This is a genomic window from Acinetobacter sp. HR7 (genome assembly GCF_000773685.1).
Lineage (GTDB): Bacteria > Pseudomonadota > Gammaproteobacteria > Pseudomonadales > Moraxellaceae > Acinetobacter > Acinetobacter thermotolerans.
Genome location: NZ_JPQO01000174.1, coordinates 1 through 15,204 on the forward strand (window position 1 = coordinate 1; position 15,204 = coordinate 15,204).

Annotated in this window: 15 protein-coding genes; 6 read left to right on the forward strand and 9 right to left on the reverse strand. The window is 45.0% G+C overall.

Annotated elements, in window-relative coordinates:
- Positions 1-157: 157 nt before the first annotated feature.
- Together GW12_RS09365 and tyrS are read right to left on the reverse strand one after the other, a co-directional pair.
- Entirely contained in the window at positions 158-451 is a 294-nt protein-coding gene (locus GW12_RS09365) for a hypothetical protein (RefSeq protein ID WP_034586780.1), read from the reverse strand.
- Positions 452-979: 528 nt separating this feature from the next.
- On the reverse strand, positions 980-2,212 hold the full coding sequence (tyrS, locus tag GW12_RS09370) for a tyrosine--tRNA ligase (RefSeq protein ID WP_161788386.1): 1,233 nt from the start codon (positions 2,210-2,212) through the stop codon (positions 980-982).
- Between the two features lie 63 nt (positions 2,213-2,275).
- Between tyrS and GW12_RS09375 the strand changes: the two genes are divergently transcribed.
- The gene (locus tag GW12_RS09375; protein WP_034586783.1) at positions 2,276-3,403 is read left to right on the forward strand and encodes an anhydro-N-acetylmuramic acid kinase; all 1,128 of its coding nucleotides are present in this window, start codon (positions 2,276-2,278) and stop codon (positions 3,401-3,403) included.
- 95 nt (positions 3,404-3,498) lie between these two features.
- Here GW12_RS09375 and GW12_RS09380 read toward each other — a convergent pair whose 3' ends face one another.
- The 4 genes from GW12_RS09380 to GW12_RS09395 form a co-directional block, all read right to left on the reverse strand.
- On the reverse strand, positions 3,499-4,788 hold the full coding sequence (locus GW12_RS09380; protein ID WP_034586785.1) for a lytic murein transglycosylase: 1,290 nt from the start codon (positions 4,786-4,788) through the stop codon (positions 3,499-3,501).
- Positions 4,789-5,450: 662 nt separating this feature from the next.
- Positions 5,451-6,572, reverse strand: coding sequence for a 5-(carboxyamino)imidazole ribonucleotide synthase (locus GW12_RS09385; RefSeq protein WP_034586787.1), 1,122 nt, complete (start codon positions 6,570-6,572; stop codon positions 5,451-5,453).
- 29 nt (positions 6,573-6,601) lie between these two features.
- Positions 6,602-7,114 (reverse strand): 5-(carboxyamino)imidazole ribonucleotide mutase, encoded by a 513-nt coding sequence (purE, locus tag GW12_RS09390; protein WP_034586789.1) that lies wholly within the window; start codon positions 7,112-7,114, stop codon positions 6,602-6,604.
- Positions 7,115-7,311: 197 nt separating this feature from the next.
- Positions 7,312-7,653, reverse strand: a complete 342-nt coding sequence (locus GW12_RS09395; protein WP_034586791.1) for a DMT family protein — start codon at positions 7,651-7,653, stop codon at positions 7,312-7,314.
- Positions 7,654-7,884: 231 nt separating this feature from the next.
- Between GW12_RS09395 and mpl the strand changes: the two genes are divergently transcribed.
- Both mpl and GW12_RS09405 read left to right on the forward strand, forming a co-directional pair.
- The gene (mpl, locus tag GW12_RS09400; RefSeq protein WP_034586793.1) at positions 7,885-9,255 is read left to right on the forward strand and encodes a UDP-N-acetylmuramate:L-alanyl-gamma-D-glutamyl-meso-diaminopimelate ligase; all 1,371 of its coding nucleotides are present in this window, start codon (positions 7,885-7,887) and stop codon (positions 9,253-9,255) included.
- Positions 9,256-9,488: 233 nt separating this feature from the next.
- Positions 9,489-10,574, forward strand: coding sequence for a zinc-dependent alcohol dehydrogenase family protein (locus GW12_RS09405; protein WP_034586795.1), 1,086 nt, complete (start codon positions 9,489-9,491; stop codon positions 10,572-10,574).
- Positions 10,575-10,624: 50 nt separating this feature from the next.
- Here the strand turns inward: GW12_RS09405 and GW12_RS09410 are convergent, their stop codons facing one another.
- Positions 10,625-11,095 (reverse strand): BLUF domain-containing protein, encoded by a 471-nt coding sequence (locus GW12_RS09410; RefSeq protein WP_034586798.1) that lies wholly within the window; start codon positions 11,093-11,095, stop codon positions 10,625-10,627.
- 195 nt (positions 11,096-11,290) lie between these two features.
- Here GW12_RS09410 and GW12_RS09415 point away from each other — a divergent pair, with 195 nt between their 5' ends.
- Positions 11,291-11,674 carry a hypothetical protein gene (locus GW12_RS09415; RefSeq protein WP_034586801.1) on the forward strand — a complete coding sequence of 128 codons (384 nt, stop codon included), beginning with the start codon at positions 11,291-11,293 and terminating at the stop codon, positions 11,672-11,674.
- Here GW12_RS09415 and GW12_RS09420 read toward each other — a convergent pair.
- Both GW12_RS09420 and GW12_RS09425 read right to left on the reverse strand, forming a co-directional pair.
- Complete coding sequence (locus GW12_RS09420; RefSeq protein ID WP_034586804.1) at positions 11,628-11,921, reverse strand: GNAT family N-acetyltransferase; 294 nt, start codon at positions 11,919-11,921, stop codon at positions 11,628-11,630. The two genes, GW12_RS09415 and GW12_RS09420, sit on opposite strands and share 47 nt — an antisense overlap.
- Before the next feature lie 106 nt (positions 11,922-12,027).
- Positions 12,028-12,309 carry a GNAT family N-acetyltransferase gene (locus GW12_RS09425; protein ID WP_034586806.1) on the reverse strand — a complete coding sequence of 94 codons (282 nt, stop codon included), beginning with the start codon at positions 12,307-12,309 and terminating at the stop codon, positions 12,028-12,030.
- A 154-nt stretch (positions 12,310-12,463) separates the two neighbouring features.
- Between GW12_RS09425 and GW12_RS09430 the strand changes: the two genes are divergently transcribed.
- Complete coding sequence (locus GW12_RS09430) at positions 12,464-13,648, forward strand: sugar transporter (protein ID WP_034586808.1); 1,185 nt, start codon at positions 12,464-12,466, stop codon at positions 13,646-13,648.
- Between the two features lie 341 nt (positions 13,649-13,989).
- On the forward strand, positions 13,990-14,955 hold the full coding sequence (locus GW12_RS09435) for a TerC family protein (RefSeq protein WP_034586811.1): 966 nt from the start codon (positions 13,990-13,992) through the stop codon (positions 14,953-14,955).
- Positions 14,956-15,204 lie beyond the last annotated feature (249 nt).

Genomic DNA, 15,204 nt, shown 5'->3' on the forward strand with positions numbered 1-15,204 from the left:
AAAAAAAAAAAAAAAAAAAAAAAAAAAAAAAAAAAAAAAAAAAAAAGGGGAAAGAAAAAGGATTTTAAAAATTTTGTCGTGTACAGAGAAAAGGCTTAATGTCTGATGAGACATCAAACTCGATTTTGATCCTGCACTTTAAATCAGGAATAAGACCTTAACTGGCCTGCTCTAAAGTATGAGAACTTAACCAGTGCTGCATCACTTCCATAATCACTTCTTTCTTACCGGTATAGTCTTCTGCCGCAAACAACAGTTTAGCCCTACGCGGTAAACGTTCCTTGACCAGAGAAAACAGTAAGTAATGAGAAGCTAAATCTAGTTGCTGAAACAGGTTAAAGACTTGCTGATAAGACTGTTCTTTTTGCTCAGGTGTGCCGTATTCAAACAGAAATCGCAAAACAAAGTCGATTTCCTCATCAAAAATATCCTGAGTTTGATAATGATACATATACAACGCAGCCCTCTATTTTAATTTTATCGATCTTCTGCGAGATCTCATCAATGTGGGCTTTGATCATGCCAGCTAATTTCGACTTCGACAATCCAGGGCCAATGCCTATCTATAAAAGCAGCAGTCACAAAAAATGATAAAAGTGTCATGAATAAACGGAAATTTTGAAAATAAAAAAGGAAGAGATCTCTCCCAAAATCTCTCCCTTAGAATGAATCTTTACCCGATCCAGTATGTCGTTATTATAGTTATTCGCTTTAAATATCTTAAAAAGAGTCTCTTGGGGAAGAGACTTTTTAAGTTGTGGAGCTGATTGTTATTCCCACTACCCTCTAGATGCGCTTACGCGAATTCTCCAGATGAATAAATACTAAACATAATAAGGCTGAAAGGCAAGTATTTGGAAAAATTTAATTCTTGTTTTTATAAGGTTTTTTTGAATTTACTTATTTGAAATATTAATATAGAAGTCAACAAAAAAAGCAGGCCGAAGCCTGCTTTCTTTTCAACAACTTAGAAAGTCTGTTAGTCAACGAAAGTGACTTTCGCAATTGCTTTCTTGCTTGCCTGAACAATTAATGTGACATTTTCTTTCACCGAGAAAGATGCATCTACCGGTTTCCAGTCTACTTTTACAGCACCACGGCCAACTGCATCTTTAGCTTGTGCTGCATTTTTCACCAGACCTGCGGCACGTAAAATAGAGGCAATGAAGATTTCGCCACCAAATTCGCCACGAGAAATGGTCACTTCTGGAGTGCCTTCTGGCAATTCACCTTCAGTAATGATGTTACCTGCACCTTTATGTGCATGTGCAGCGGCTTCAGCACCATGGAAACGTTCTACCAGTTCCAGCGCCAAAATACGTTTCACTTCCTGCGGATTACGGCCTTCTTCGATTTCTTTGAGCAACTGCTGAATTTCTTCAACCGATTTAAAGCTAAGCAGATCAAAATAACGCTCAATTAGCGAGTCCGGCATAGATAGCACTTTCTGATACATTGCACCCGGTGCATCAAATACTGCAATGTAGTTGCCTAAAGATTTAGACATCTTGTTCACGCCATCCAAACCTTCAAGGATTGGCACGGTAATACATACCTGAGGTTCCTGGTCGTAACGGCCTTGTAGGGTACGGCCCATCAGCAGGTTAAAGGTCTGATCCGTACCGCCCAGCTCTACGTCGGCTTCCAATGCTACAGAGTCATAACCTTGTACCAGTGGATACAGGAATTCGTGAATCGCAATCGGTTGCTGATTGTTATAACGCTTGGTGAAGTCATCGCGTTCCAGCATACGTGCTACAGTTTGCTGAGAAGCCAGCTGGATCAGATCAGCCGCAGATTTCTTGCCAAACCATTCAGAGTTGAACACCACTTTGGTTTTTTCTGGATCAAGAATCTTGAACACCTGTTCCTGATAAGTTTTAGCATTTTCCAACACCTGTTCACGTGACAGAGGTGGACGGGTTGCACTCTTACCAGTTGGGTCACCGATCATCGCTGTATAGTCACCGATCAGGAAGTACACTTCGTGGCCCAGATCCTGGAATACTTTCAGTTTGTTAATCAGCACAGTATGACCTAAGTGCAAGTCTGGTGCAGTTGGGTCAAAGCCCGCTTTAATTTTGAGCGGACGATTTTGCTTTAATTTCTTTAGAAGATCCTCTTCAGAAATAATTTCATGTGTGCCTCGTTGGATGAGGGCAAGTTGTTCTTCAGCCGGCAGGAAATTTGACATCACAAAACCCAAATACATCAGTTATTCAATTTGTGCGATATACTAACACTTTTTCAGCACATTGCAGGCTTAAGAATAATCATGACAGCGATCTATATTGGGGTAATGACCGGCACAAGCATGGATGGTGTCGATATTGTTGCTGCTTCTTTTGATCCTTTACAGCTTCATGCCACCCTCACCTTGCCATTTGACCCCGATCTTCGCGATGAGCTGATGGCGCTCACTCTGCCAGGCGATAATGAAATCGACCGTATGGGCAAGGCTGATGTTGCTCTGGCAAAAATGATCGGTCATGGCATTAATGAGCTGATTGAAAAAAATCATCTGGACCGCACACAAATTAAGACCATTGGCTCACATGGGCAGACCATCCGTCACCGTCCAGAACATGGTTTTACCCTGCAGATTGGCGATCCCAATATTATTACTGAAATTACCCAGATTCCGACCATTTCCGATTTCCGTCGCCGTGATCTTGCTGCGGGTGGTCAGGGTGCCCCGCTAGTGCCTGCTTTCCATCAGGATGTGTTCCAGCATGAAAGCATTCACCGTGTAATTCTGAATTTGGGCGGCATTGCCAATGTCAGTATTCTACCAGCAGGCCAGCCGGACAAGGTGTATGGCTTTGATACTGGCCCTGCCAATATCCTGATGGATGCTTGGTGTGAACGCTATACCGGCCAGCCTTATGACGAAAATGGCAACTGGGCGGCTTACGGCACTCCGATCCGCAGCCTGCTGGATCGTTTACAAGAACATGAATACTTTTCTAAAGAACCACCAAAAAGTACCGGCCGTGAAGACTTCAACCTGGAATGGCTGGACGAACAGATTGCTGACTGGCGCAGTTCTTTAGAATATGACGAGCTGGAAGATAATCCTGAAAATGTTCAGGCTACCCTGATGAAGCTCACGACCCGCGCGATCAAGAAAGCCATTTACCGCTCCGGACTGGATACTGGCGAAGTCTATGTTTGTGGTGGCGGTGCCTATAATTCACACTTACTGGAACAGCTTCGCTGGCGTTTACGCAAACATCAATGGAGCGTACAGACCACGGCTGATTTAGGTTTAAGCCCAACTTGGGTTGAAGCGACCGCTTTTGCCTGGCTAGCGATGCGTTTTATGAACCAGCTTAGTGGTAACTTACCTGCGGTGACCGGTGCATCTGGCTACCGTGTTCTTGGTACCATTACTGCCGTGTAAAAACAATAACTATATAGAGGTATGAAAATAGAGGTATGAAAAAGGTCTGCATATGCAGACCATTTTTGAAAATTAGATTTCAAAGCAACTAATCATTAGCGCAGCATATTCCGCGCTTTTTCAGCACGGAATGCTTTTAAAATCTGCTGCCCAGCACGTCCGGTTGGATTCAATCCCAGACGCATCTGTTCCTGTTGGATCGCTTGACGAGTTTTATCCCCAATCAGACCATCTGCTTCACCAATGTCATAGCCTTTGGACAGCAAGAATTGCTGAATTTCACGGCGTTCAGCTCGTGACGTGCCCGGATCATCAGTTGGCCAGGCGGTCAGAAAACTGCCCTTGCCTTGCAGACGGTCAGATAAATGCGCTATGGCCAAGGCATAACTTTCCGCAGCGTTATAACTATAAATGGCATCAAAGTTTTTAAATACCAGGAACACTGGACCGTTTTGTCCTGCCGGGGCAATCAGCCCCGCCTGACTATATTCAGACAAATTGCCCTGTAATAAAGATGAACCATCAGCACGTACCAAGCCGCGTTCCATCCAGTAACTCAACGGCTTTTTATTACTTCGGCTTTCACCCGCAGTTGAAACACCTGCAGGCAGTTTCACTTCAAAGCCCCACGGTTGGCCAGTTTGCCAGCCACGTTTTTTCAGGAAGTTAGCTGTAGAGGCCAAGGCATCCGGCACACTACCGACCAGATCACGACGACCATCCCCATCAAAATCAACAGCCAACTCATCATAAGTGGATGGCATAAACTGGGTATGACCAAATGCGCCTGCCCATGAACCTTTAAGCTGGCTTTCATAGACATCGCCACGCTGCAACAGTTTTATGGTAGTAAAGAACTCACCACGGAAATAACTCTGGCGACGCCCTTCACAGCTCAAGGTTCCTAAAGCCTGTAATAAAGGATATTTACCGGAAATATCCCCATAGTTACTTTCTACTCCCCAGACGGCAACCACTGTTTCTGCCGGAACACCATAAGCAGCACTGACACGATTCAATACATCACGATGCTGCTGCAATTTCTGACGCCCCTGCTGCACGCGCTCATCATCCACCAGACCAGACAGATAATCCCAGATCGGCGTCGAAAATTCCGGCTGATAATTCAGTTTTTCAATCACAGAATAATCTGAGGTGAGATTCTGGGTATAGCGGTCATACGTTGCTCCATAAACGCCTTTGACCAGCGCCTGGGATTTTAGCCCTGCCAGACAATTTTGGAACGAGCTGGAACTTGGCGTATAGGCACTCGAACCGGTAGACAGTTCAGAAGAACTCACACGCTGTCCATTAATAATCAGTTCAGCATTCGCCTGGGAGGCAGACAGAATGATTGAGCCAAGAAAAAGTGCAAGCCGTTGCATAGAACCCTTAATCTTATATTTCGAATTATGTTCCTATTCACCTTATCAGCTTGTGAACAGAATTAAAGTCTAGAAACGTAAAATTTAAATTCATATTTTCTACATTTTTAAATTTATTCGCGCTTTTTTGAATTTAAAAACTTATCCACAGAGTGGTTTTAAATTCAAAACCAGTTATCACTCATTTGAATTCAAAAATAGGTTTATGGATAACTAAAGGAAGGAAAAGCCCAAAACTGTAGTATTTGAGGGCTTAAGTTTTAAATTCATTCAACTTTTCAGGATCAATTTCTAAATTCAAAACTTTGAATTTATTCCTCAGTTTTTAAATTTATTATTTTGAATTTAAATTCAAAAGATCGATTTGAATTCAAACTTCTCATTTTAAATTTGAATTTATTTTTATGAATTTAAATTCATAACTGTACTTTTGTACGTTTTAAATTCATTTTTGAATTTAAATCCTGAACATCATTTCAGACGTTATAAGATCAAATTTTAGCCAATTATTTATAAATGATTGTGCATTTTATAAGCAATTGATTTTGATAATATTCCGATAAATGGCAGCTGGTTTTCAGAGAGGCGCAATCATGCCTGAATCCAGACAAATAAAAAAGCGACCACAGGTGTGATCGCTTTTTTTATCAGCAGCTTAAAGTTTAGATGGTCATATCTTCGCTCAATGCCAGCGGATTTGGCAAAATCTTCGCCAGTTGACGACATAAAGTTGTCAGTTGCGCGCTATCAGTTGGCATCAGAGTGATGTGACCAATCTTGCGACCTTCACGCTCTGACTTGTTGTATAGGTGTAGGTGTGCGCCTTCCAGTGCCAGTACATCTTCAGTTTTTGGATGCTGACCGATGATATTCACCATCACCGTTGGACGTACCACATCGGTTGAACCGAGCGGCAGACCGGCTACGGCGCGAATATGGTTTTCAAACTGTGAACATACCGCACCTTCAATCGACCAGTGACCTGAGTTATGCACACGTGGTGCCATCTCATTCGCATACAAGCCTTTGTCTGTCACAAACAGTTCAAGCGTTAATACACCAACGTAGTTCAAGTGATTGAGCAGGCGAGTGATGTAGTCTTGCGCAACTGGCTGCAGATCTACACTGTTAGGTGCCGGAACGATGGAGTGAGACAGGATACCGTTGTGGTGATGGTTTTCCGCCAATGGCCAAGTTTTCACGTCACCATTTTGACCACGTACCGCAATAATCGAAACTTCACGCGAGAAAGTCACAAAACTTTCGGCAATCAGTTCACCGGCAGGACCGAGTTCAGCCCAAGCCTGGTCGATTTGATCTGCTGTACGCAGGACAAACTGGCCTTTACCGTCATAACCGCCACGTGAGGTTTTTAGGACGATCGGCAAGCCCAGTTCTGCAACAGCTGCCTGCAAGCTCTCCAGTGAAGTCACCGCTTTATACGGCGCAACCGGAATATCCAGTTCATCAAACAGGGCTTTTTCAGACAGACGATGCTGTGCGATCGCCAATGCCTGACGAGGGGGATGTAACTGTTTCGTTTGAGTCAGCACATCCACATCAGCCAGCGGGGTATTTTCAAACTCCAGGCTGAACACGTCCGCACTGTTGATAAAGTCCTGTAAGCCATTTTCGGCTTTGGTCGAGAAAACTTGACCCAAAACCGCAGAAGGGCAATCTGTATTGGCTTCAAAGAAGGTACATTGAATATTCAGGGGCAGGGCTGCTTGCGCCATCATGCGACCGAGCTGACCGCCACCAAAAATACCGATGGTTTTATCCATTGTGTATGATCCCGTATTTAAGCTTGGCCTTACATTTGGCCTGGAATATTGTTGCTTGCCACTTTCTCAGTTTGTGCAGCACGGAAATCGGCGACATTTTTCGCGATGTCCGGACGGGTCAGACCCAGAATCTGTGCGGCCATAATCGCTGCATTGGTTGCACCTGCAGGACCGATCGCCAAGGTGCCGACTGCGATACCTGCTGGCATTTGTACGATGGAAAGCAATGAATCTACACCATTTAAGATTGAAGATTTGACTGGCACACCGAGTACTGGCAGATCAGTTTTGGCTGCACACATACCTGGTAAATGCGCTGCACCGCCAGCACCGGCAATAATCACCTGGATACCACGTTCACGTGCAGTTTCCGCATATTCAAACAGACGGTCAGGGGTACGGTGTGCAGAAACGACTTCGGCTTCAAATGGGACACCAAGCTGCTTAAGCATATTGGCAGTGTGTTCGAGAGTTGCCCAGTCTGATTGAGAACCCATGATAATACCTACTAGAGGAGCATCTTGTGCAGCAGCCGCATTCATTGCAATGTTTCCAGAGATTAAAGTAAGAGAAGATAAATCTCGACGAGAGAGCCAAGCTTTAATGGGAAGGCATATTATAGACTGAAAATTCAGCTTCATAAAATTTAACGGTCAAAGCAAGGCTCGATTTTTCTTGTTTTTTTATAGGATTTTTAAAATTTTAAATAAAAATAGGAAAGTAGGGGATTCCTGACATTTTAGGAACTGCGGAAGACAAAATAGACACAGCCACACAGACACAGCCCTGCCCAGAGATAATCCAGTTTGAAGGGCTGTTTAAACAGGAACAGCATAAACGGTACAAAGACCAGCAGGGTCACCACTTCTTGGGTGATTTTCATCTGTCCCACTGCCAGACCTTGCTGAGCCATCAGCCGGGTCGCCGGAATCATCAGGCTATATTCACACAGTGCAATCAGCCAACTGAATAGAATGATCTGCCACATCGGTGCATCGTGCGGCAAAAATTTCAGGTGGCCATACCAAGCCAAGGTCATAAAGCAGTTTGCGCAAACAAGCAGGAGTAGGGGCCAGAACATAGCGAATGCCAGTTAAAAATTTACCGGATATTTTACGGATTATTCCGTGAAAAGATAATCGCGACTCTGGTTTTTTTATCGTATTTAGCATCGTTTCTTCACATAAAAAATCCGCCAGATATGCCTATCTTTTCCCGCAAAGCCTTGCTATCGTTGCCTGTAAATCGAATAAATCAAGACAACAGCACAAAATACAAAGTGATGTGTCATTTAATAAATGGAGTAAAGTAAATGCATCTGCATATCTTGGGCATTTGTGGCACCTTTATGGGCTCGCTGGCCTTGTTAGCGCGAGATCTTGGCCATAAGGTGACGGGTTCAGACCAGAACGTGTACCCACCAATGTCAACCCAGCTGGAAAATGCAGGCATTACTTTAATGCAGGGCTATGACCGCAGCCATCTGCAGCCACATCCTGATCTGGTAATTGTCGGCAATGCAATGAAACGTGGCATTGATGCTGTGGAATACATGCTGAACGAAGGCCTGCCTTATATTTCAGGTCCACAGTTCCTAGCCGATCACGTATTGCAAGGCAAACACGTGTTAGGCGTTGCCGGTACGCATGGTAAAACCACCACCACTACCATGCTGGCATGGGTGCTGGATCAGGCCGGTCTGGAACCTGGTTTCCTGATTGGCGGTGTACCACTTGGTTTCTCTGAAAGCGCGCGCTTGGGTGGTGGTAAATACTTCTGTGTCGAAGCCGATGAATATGATTCTGCCTTCTTCGACAAGCGTTCCAAGTTCGTGCATTACCATCCAAGAACCGCAATTCTGAATAACCTGGAATTTGACCACGCCGATATCTTTGAAGACCTGGCAGCGATCCAGAAGCAGTTCCATCACTTGGTTCGTACCATTCCATCTGAAGGTCGTATTATTGCGCCAATTACCGAAACCAATATCGATGAAGTGCTGGAAAAAGGCTGCTGGACACCGGTAGTACGGACTTCACTAGATGCCAATGAAAATGCAGAACTGTACGCGGAGCAACTTTCTGCGGATGGTTCTCACTTCAAGGTACTGCAACATGGTGTAGTAAAAGGTGAAGTGAAATGGAATATGACCGGTCAACATAGTGTAGCCAATGCACTGGCAACCATTGCGGCAGCCGAGCATGTCGGTGTCTCTATTGAAACGGCTTGTGAAGCACTTTCCAATTTCGGTGGTGTTAAACGTCGTATGGAGTTGTTAGATACCGTACGTGGCATTGAAGTGTATGATGACTTTGCCCATCACCCGACTGCAATTGATACTACACTTGACGGCGCACGCAAACGTTTGGGTGAGCGTAAACTGTGGGCGATTATTGAACCACGTTCCAACACCATGCGTATGGGCAGCCATAAGGAGGGTCTGGCACATTCCGCGCGTCTGGCCGATGAAGTGATCTGGTACCAACCGGAAGGTCTGGACTGGGATCTGCAACCGGTGGTCGATGCTGCACCAAACAAAGCGATCGTAGCACGTACGCTGGATGAGATCATTCAAACGGTAGTAGCTGAAGCAGGTGAGGGTGATGCCGTAGTGATCATGTCTAACGGCGGTTTTGGTGGTCTACATCAGAAACTGATTAGTGCCTTAAAGCAAAGCGTCTAAATCGTTTTAGTCTTTATTTCCTAAGACTTCTAAAGGATCGTAGAGCAATATCTACGGTCCTTTTTTCATGGGTAATAAAAATACTTACATTTTTTAAGGAATTAACCATTTTGCCAATGAACTGTTCATAAAGCCCTGCTAGCTTAAAGCCATTGCGTCTTTCTCAGCTGACCATCGTCACCATACAAACGACGGTCAATCATTCCCAATAATCACAAAGAAGGATAGTTGCCATGTCAAATACAATGAAAGCAATGGTTTACTATGGCGCCAATGACATCCGTTTTGAAGAACGTCCCATCCCAAAAATCCTGCAGCCTGATGATGCTGTGATCAAGCTGACCAAGGTCACCATCTGCGGGACAGATCTCGGGATTTGGAAAGGCAAAAACCCGGAAATTGAAGAGGTAGCAAAAGAAAAGACTGGTAGCTTTAATGGCCGGATTCTCGGTCATGAAGGTATTGGTATCGTTGAAGAAGTCGGTTCTGCCGTCAAAAATTTTAAGAAAGGCGATCGGGTGATTATTTCCTGTGTCAGCCGCTGTGGTACTTGTGAAAACTGTCAGAAACAGCTGTATGCCCACTGTCTGAATGATGGCGGCTGGATCATGGGCTATATGATTGATGGTACCCATGCTGAATATGTACGTACGCCATTTGCAGATACCTCACTGTATCATCTGCCTGAAGGCCTAAATGAAGATGTCGCGGTATTCCTGTCCGACATTCTGCCGACCTCACATGAAATTGGCGTACAGTATGGTCAAGTCAAACCCGGTGACAATGTGGCAATCGTTGGTGCCGGGCCAATTGGGATGAGTGCTCTGCTTACCGCCCAGTTTTATTCACCTGCCAATATCATCATGGTCGATGTGGATGATAACCGGCTGGAATTCGCCAAAACCGTTGGTGCGACCCATACCGTGAATTCAGCCAAGGAAGATGCGATTCAGCGCGTACTGGAACTGACCAATGGGCGAGGGGTGGACTGTGCCATTGAAGCCGTCGGTCTGGAAGCGACCTGGAATATCTGCCAGCACATCGTGAAAGAGGGCGGACATCTGGCCAATGTCGGCGTGCATGGTAAATCGGTGAATTTTGAGCTGAACAAGCTCTGGATCAAGAACCTGACCATTACTACCGGTCTTGTGAATACCAATACCACCGGCATGCTGCTGAAAACCTGCTGTTCCGGTAAACTGCCGCTGGAAAAACTGGCCACCCATCACTTTAAGTTCAATGAATTCGAAAAAGCTTATGATGTGTTTAAACATGCATCGGATGAAAAAGCCTTGAAAGTGATGATTGATTATTCCTAGATTAATCCAATAAAAAGCCCGCATTGCGGGCTTTTTTATTTCAGCCAGTTTTAGAAATACGGGACATAGCCACGCTGTTTATAGCCCTGCGGTGAAACCAGCTGCTGATGGTTTTCATCCACCTGATACAGCAAATCCAGCAGGCCATTTAAATCATCCTGATTCAGTTCATGTGGCAGGAAAGTGGAATGACCCAAGCTGGAAAAATAGGCAGCAATCTCGCTATGCTTATGCACATATTTCATCGACCACTCGGCAAAGCGTGGTTTTTCCACGGTGGTATCGGCAAAGCGGTAGACCTGATGATGACGGCGATCTTTGGAAATACTTTGAAATAGCTGTTCGACAATTTCAGGCTCGCCCTGCAGACACTGGAAAAATTTCCCCTGCGCATAATACAGCACCCCATAAATCTGATGCTCATGATTGAACTTTCGGGCGGTGGCCAAAATATCACTCAGGTCTTGTAATAAATCCTGTTCTGTCTCAATGCGCTCACTGACATAGCAGAGTTGTAGCATAGGGCTTCCTTGAAAAATGCGAAAAGTTAAAGTATAAAGTCAACTTGCTTTATTTTGATTAAATTTTGATCAATTATCAGCGATTTCCTACGCTGTTTTCAGTTTGCATTTTGTAGCTAAATTATTAAAAATTAAAGAGACATCATTGAAACACAATTATTCGAATGATAATGCTTTTAATGAGGGTGAAACATCATGCTGAAGGACCTGATCATTACGCTAAGTTTGCTATGCCTGTGTTTCATGCTTCTGATCGTGATGCATCATTTGGACCTGCGACTTGAAATCAACCTACTGATCAGCACTGTGGTGCTGAGCTGGGGCCTGTTACAGTTTATCGACCGCCGTGTCTTTTTCCAGACCAGTATTGCCCTGATGATTGTAATCTTGCTGATGCTGCAACAGTATCAGCAAATCTTCTGGACAGGGCTCGGTCTGTTTATTGGGATTCTGATCTATCGACTGCCACAGATCCGACAGGACGGTCGGTGGACTTTAACCACTTGGAACCTGTTCATGCCAAAGACTTGGCTTAAAAAGCTAAAGCTGCTACGTCCTGCAAATTCCGATCACGCTTGAACATGACATGTACATAGGAACATTGGGGAATAATTTTCAGCCGTTTTTGACGGGCAAACTCGACCAGTATATCCAGCATTTTACGAGCGACACCCTGACCGCGCAGGGCATGTGAAACCCAGGTATGGTCGGCGACAATAGTGTCTGCTTCGCGCCACTGGTAGGTAATTTCTGCAACGCGCTCGCCTTCTTGTTCCACATAGAACACACCGCCGCGTTTTGAATCCTGATGTTTGATACTACTCATGTTCATTCCTATTCTTGTTTTTAAACAGGCTCGGCCTGTGATTAACCTCTTCATCTGCTGCATATCTGCAATGATCTTTAGATCCCAGAAACCTCAGATGACATCCTTAAGCAAGAACATCATGTATGCTGTGATCGCGATCAAATACCGACTTGGCAAAAGGGCAGAGTGGAATAATTTTCAGTTGCTGATTCCGGGCATAAGCGACTGCTGCCTGAACCAGCTGCTGTCCAATCCTTTGTCCGCGTAAACTGTCATCCACCCAGGTGTGATCAATAATCAATTTATCATCACCCGCCCGAGAATAGGTCATTTCTGCCAGGCGCTGGTCGGATTGTTCAATAAACCATTCACCCTTACCGTCATGTTGTTTGTGTTCAATCTGCATACATGTGACTCTTGATTTTAAGTGAGACTGCCATAGTCCTTAGCTTTACAATGTTGGATTTTTTTTAATCCGGATGAGCTAAATTTAATACTGATTCATGTGAAATTGTCCAACAAAAGCTTAAAATGCCGGAATTCCTGAATGATGATTCAACATGTCCAGTTCTGCCCAACCACCTTCTGTCACCCGTCAATGGATCTGCGTGATCGCACTGGCCTGCGCGGCGTTTATTTTTAATACCACTGAATTTATCCCGGTCGCATTGCTGAGTGATATTGGGCATAGCTTTGCCATGACACCCACCGAAGTTGGGCTGATGTTGACCATTTATGCCTGGGTGGTGGCTTTGCTATCCCTGCCGATCATGCTGCTGACTCGAAGTATTGAACGGCGTTTCCTGCTGACTTTACTGTTTATCGTATTTATTGCCAGCCATGTGCTGTCCTATTTTGCCTGGAGCTTTAGCATCCTGGTCACTAGCCGGATCGGAATTGCGGTTGCCCATGCACTGTTCTGGTCGATTACGGCTTCGCTTGCGGTACGGGTCGCACCGAAGGGCAAGGAATTTCAGGCTTTGGGTTTACTGTCTACTGGTACCGCCATGGCAATGGTGCTGGGCATTCCCTTCGGCCGGATGATTGGTGAAAGTTATGGCTGGCGTAACAGTTTCGGCCTGATTGCGGTGATTGCCACACTGGTCTGCCTAATCCTAGTCAAAACCTTGCCACGTTTACCTAGCGTCAATTCTGGCTCATTAAGCAGCCTAAAAAGTCTGGTGAAACGTCCCAGCCTGATGCTGGTTTTTGCCCTGACCATTATCGTGATTTCTGCCCAGTTTACTGCCTATAGCTATATCGAACCCTTCGCCTTAAAGGTTGCGGAATTCAGTTCAGTACAAACCACCACTTTGTTATTAATCTACGGGGGAGCAGGTTTTCTTGGTTCCTATCTGTTTGGCAAATTTGCACCGCAATTTCCAAGGCTGACGATTCCATTTTTCACCTTGGGACTGGGGCTTTCCATGTTACTGCTTTTGCCGATGTCAACGAGCTTATTTGGTTTAAACAGTTTAAGTCTGATCTGGGGCATCAGCATTATTGGCTTTAGTCTGGCCCTACAGGCCAAAACATTGAATCTGGCATCTGATGCTACCGATGTCGCCATGTCGATTTTTTCCGGGCTATATAACGTGGGTATTGGGGGCGGAGCATTGCTCGGTGGGATCGTCACTGCGCAGATCGGTTTAGACCGTATTGGCTGGGTTGGAGGCTTAATCGCCATTCTGGGCTTTATGCTGACTTTAGCACTGGTGCACCGTCCAGACTTTATTCGCTCTTAATCCATGATTTTTGTAAATAAACCTGTACCTCATTTAAAAATCTGTCATACTCGATGTAACTGAGCTTTTGCTCAAAAAAAATTTAAGTTTGAACAAGGGGAGTAGCCTCCTCCAAACGTTACAAGTATCCCAGCGGGATAATTAAAACGTGTCAGAATATCGTCATTACACTTTGCAAAAAGTCGGTATCTGAGCATCGTCACTCGCATTTTGCAAAATTCGCTATGCAAAATTTCAACAGTACGATGTAGGCAAGACCTTGATCATGTTGTTATGGATGTTTTTCATCGGACAACGGGTCAAGGTTTTTTATGGCCGGTTTTCCGATGTGGAGAATACACATGGAAACTGTTGGTACGCTGTGGCTGTATCTGGTTTTTTTCGGCATCATCGCGGTGATGCTAATCGTTGATTTTATTGGCTTCAAACATCACCACGGCAAAGAAGTCAAAGTCCGGACTGCGGCCTATTGGAGCATGGCCTGGGTCACGATGGCCGTTCTGTTTGGTGGCGGACTCTGGCTATATCTGGAACAGACGGCCAGTGTTGCCCTCGCTAACCAGAAAGTCATGGAATATTTTGCCGGTTATCTGCTGGAAAAATCCCTGGCGATTGATAATGTCTTTGTCTGGCTGATGATCTTTTCGGCCTTTTCCATCTCGCCAGCCTTACAGCGCCAGCTGCTGCTCTATGGGGTACTGGGCGCGATTGTTCTTAGAACGATTTTCATCTTTATTGGTGCATGGTTCGTGCAGGAGTTCTCCTGGGTGCTGTACCTGTTTGGCGCCTTTCTGGTTTATACCGGCTTTAAGTTCCTGCGTGGTCATCATGATGAACCCAGCAATATTGAAGACATGCCGATCTTGAAATGGCTGCGTAAACATCTGCGGTTAACACCGCAAATGGAAGGCAACAAATTCTTTGTGCGTAAAGATGGCCTGTTATGGGCAACACCGCTATTTTTGGTCCTGATTCTGGTTGAAGCATCGGACGTGATCTTTGCAGTCGATTCGATTCCGGCCATCTTCGCCGTGACCACCGATCCATTTATTGTCTTGACCGCGAACCTGATGGCAATTCTAGGCCTACGTGCAATGTTCTTCCTGCTCGCCGGTGCAGCATCGAAAATGTATTACCTGCCCTATGGCCTGGGTATCATTCTGGTCTTTATTGGCTTCAAGATGTTGATGCTGGACGTTTTCCATGTGCCAATCTGGTTGTCCTTAAGTGTGATTGTACTGGTACTTGCGATCACTGCGTTCCTGTCAATTCGTCACAACAAGAAATACAATATACAGAAACTCTAAGTATCTCCATAGCTCAGAACCCCAAAAGGCCTTCCTTCTGGAAGGCTTTTTTGTGTCGCCCATTTTATCTGATTTGACCGAGTGGCAAAGAAATTGCATCTGTCTATTACCTTTCACAGGACAATCAGGTATGCAGACTTTTCCTTTTTTCTCCATTTATCTCAACTCATGTCATATTCCGGCAGAGCAGGGAAGATAAAATGCAATACAGTTTAAGTGAACAATATCATAGGACTTACGCACTATTAC

Bases quoted from the DNA above. Each gene is read 5' to 3' on its own strand.
- GW12_RS09365 (WP_034586780.1), bottom strand. From the start codon at position 451: ATGTATCATTATCAAACTCAGGATATTTTTGATGAGGAAATCGACTTT.
- tyrS (WP_161788386.1), bottom strand. From the start codon at position 2,212: ATGTATTTGGGTTTTGTGATGTCAAATTTCCTGCCGGCTGAAGAACAA.
- GW12_RS09375 (WP_034586783.1), top strand. From the start codon at position 2,276: ATGACAGCGATCTATATTGGGGTAATGACCGGCACAAGCATGGATGGT.
- GW12_RS09380 (WP_034586785.1), bottom strand. From the start codon at position 4,788: ATGCAACGGCTTGCACTTTTTCTTGGCTCAATCATTCTGTCTGCCTCC.
- GW12_RS09385 (WP_034586787.1), bottom strand. From the start codon at position 6,572: ATGGATAAAACCATCGGTATTTTTGGTGGCGGTCAGCTCGGTCGCATG.
- purE (WP_034586789.1), bottom strand. From the start codon at position 7,114: ATGAATGCGGCTGCTGCACAAGATGCTCCTCTAGTAGGTATTATCATG.
- GW12_RS09395 (WP_034586791.1), bottom strand. From the start codon at position 7,653: ATGTTCTGGCCCCTACTCCTGCTTGTTTGCGCAAACTGCTTTATGACC.
- mpl (WP_034586793.1), top strand. From the start codon at position 7,885: ATGCATCTGCATATCTTGGGCATTTGTGGCACCTTTATGGGCTCGCTG.
- GW12_RS09405 (WP_034586795.1), top strand. From the start codon at position 9,489: ATGTCAAATACAATGAAAGCAATGGTTTACTATGGCGCCAATGACATC.
- GW12_RS09410 (WP_034586798.1), bottom strand. From the start codon at position 11,095: ATGCTACAACTCTGCTATGTCAGTGAGCGCATTGAGACAGAACAGGAT.
- GW12_RS09415 (WP_034586801.1), top strand. From the start codon at position 11,291: ATGCTGAAGGACCTGATCATTACGCTAAGTTTGCTATGCCTGTGTTTC.
- GW12_RS09420 (WP_034586804.1), bottom strand. From the start codon at position 11,921: ATGAGTAGTATCAAACATCAGGATTCAAAACGCGGCGGTGTGTTCTAT.
- GW12_RS09425 (WP_034586806.1), bottom strand. From the start codon at position 12,309: ATGCAGATTGAACACAAACAACATGACGGTAAGGGTGAATGGTTTATT.
- GW12_RS09430 (WP_034586808.1), top strand. From the start codon at position 12,464: ATGTCCAGTTCTGCCCAACCACCTTCTGTCACCCGTCAATGGATCTGC.
- GW12_RS09435 (WP_034586811.1), top strand. From the start codon at position 13,990: ATGGAAACTGTTGGTACGCTGTGGCTGTATCTGGTTTTTTTCGGCATC.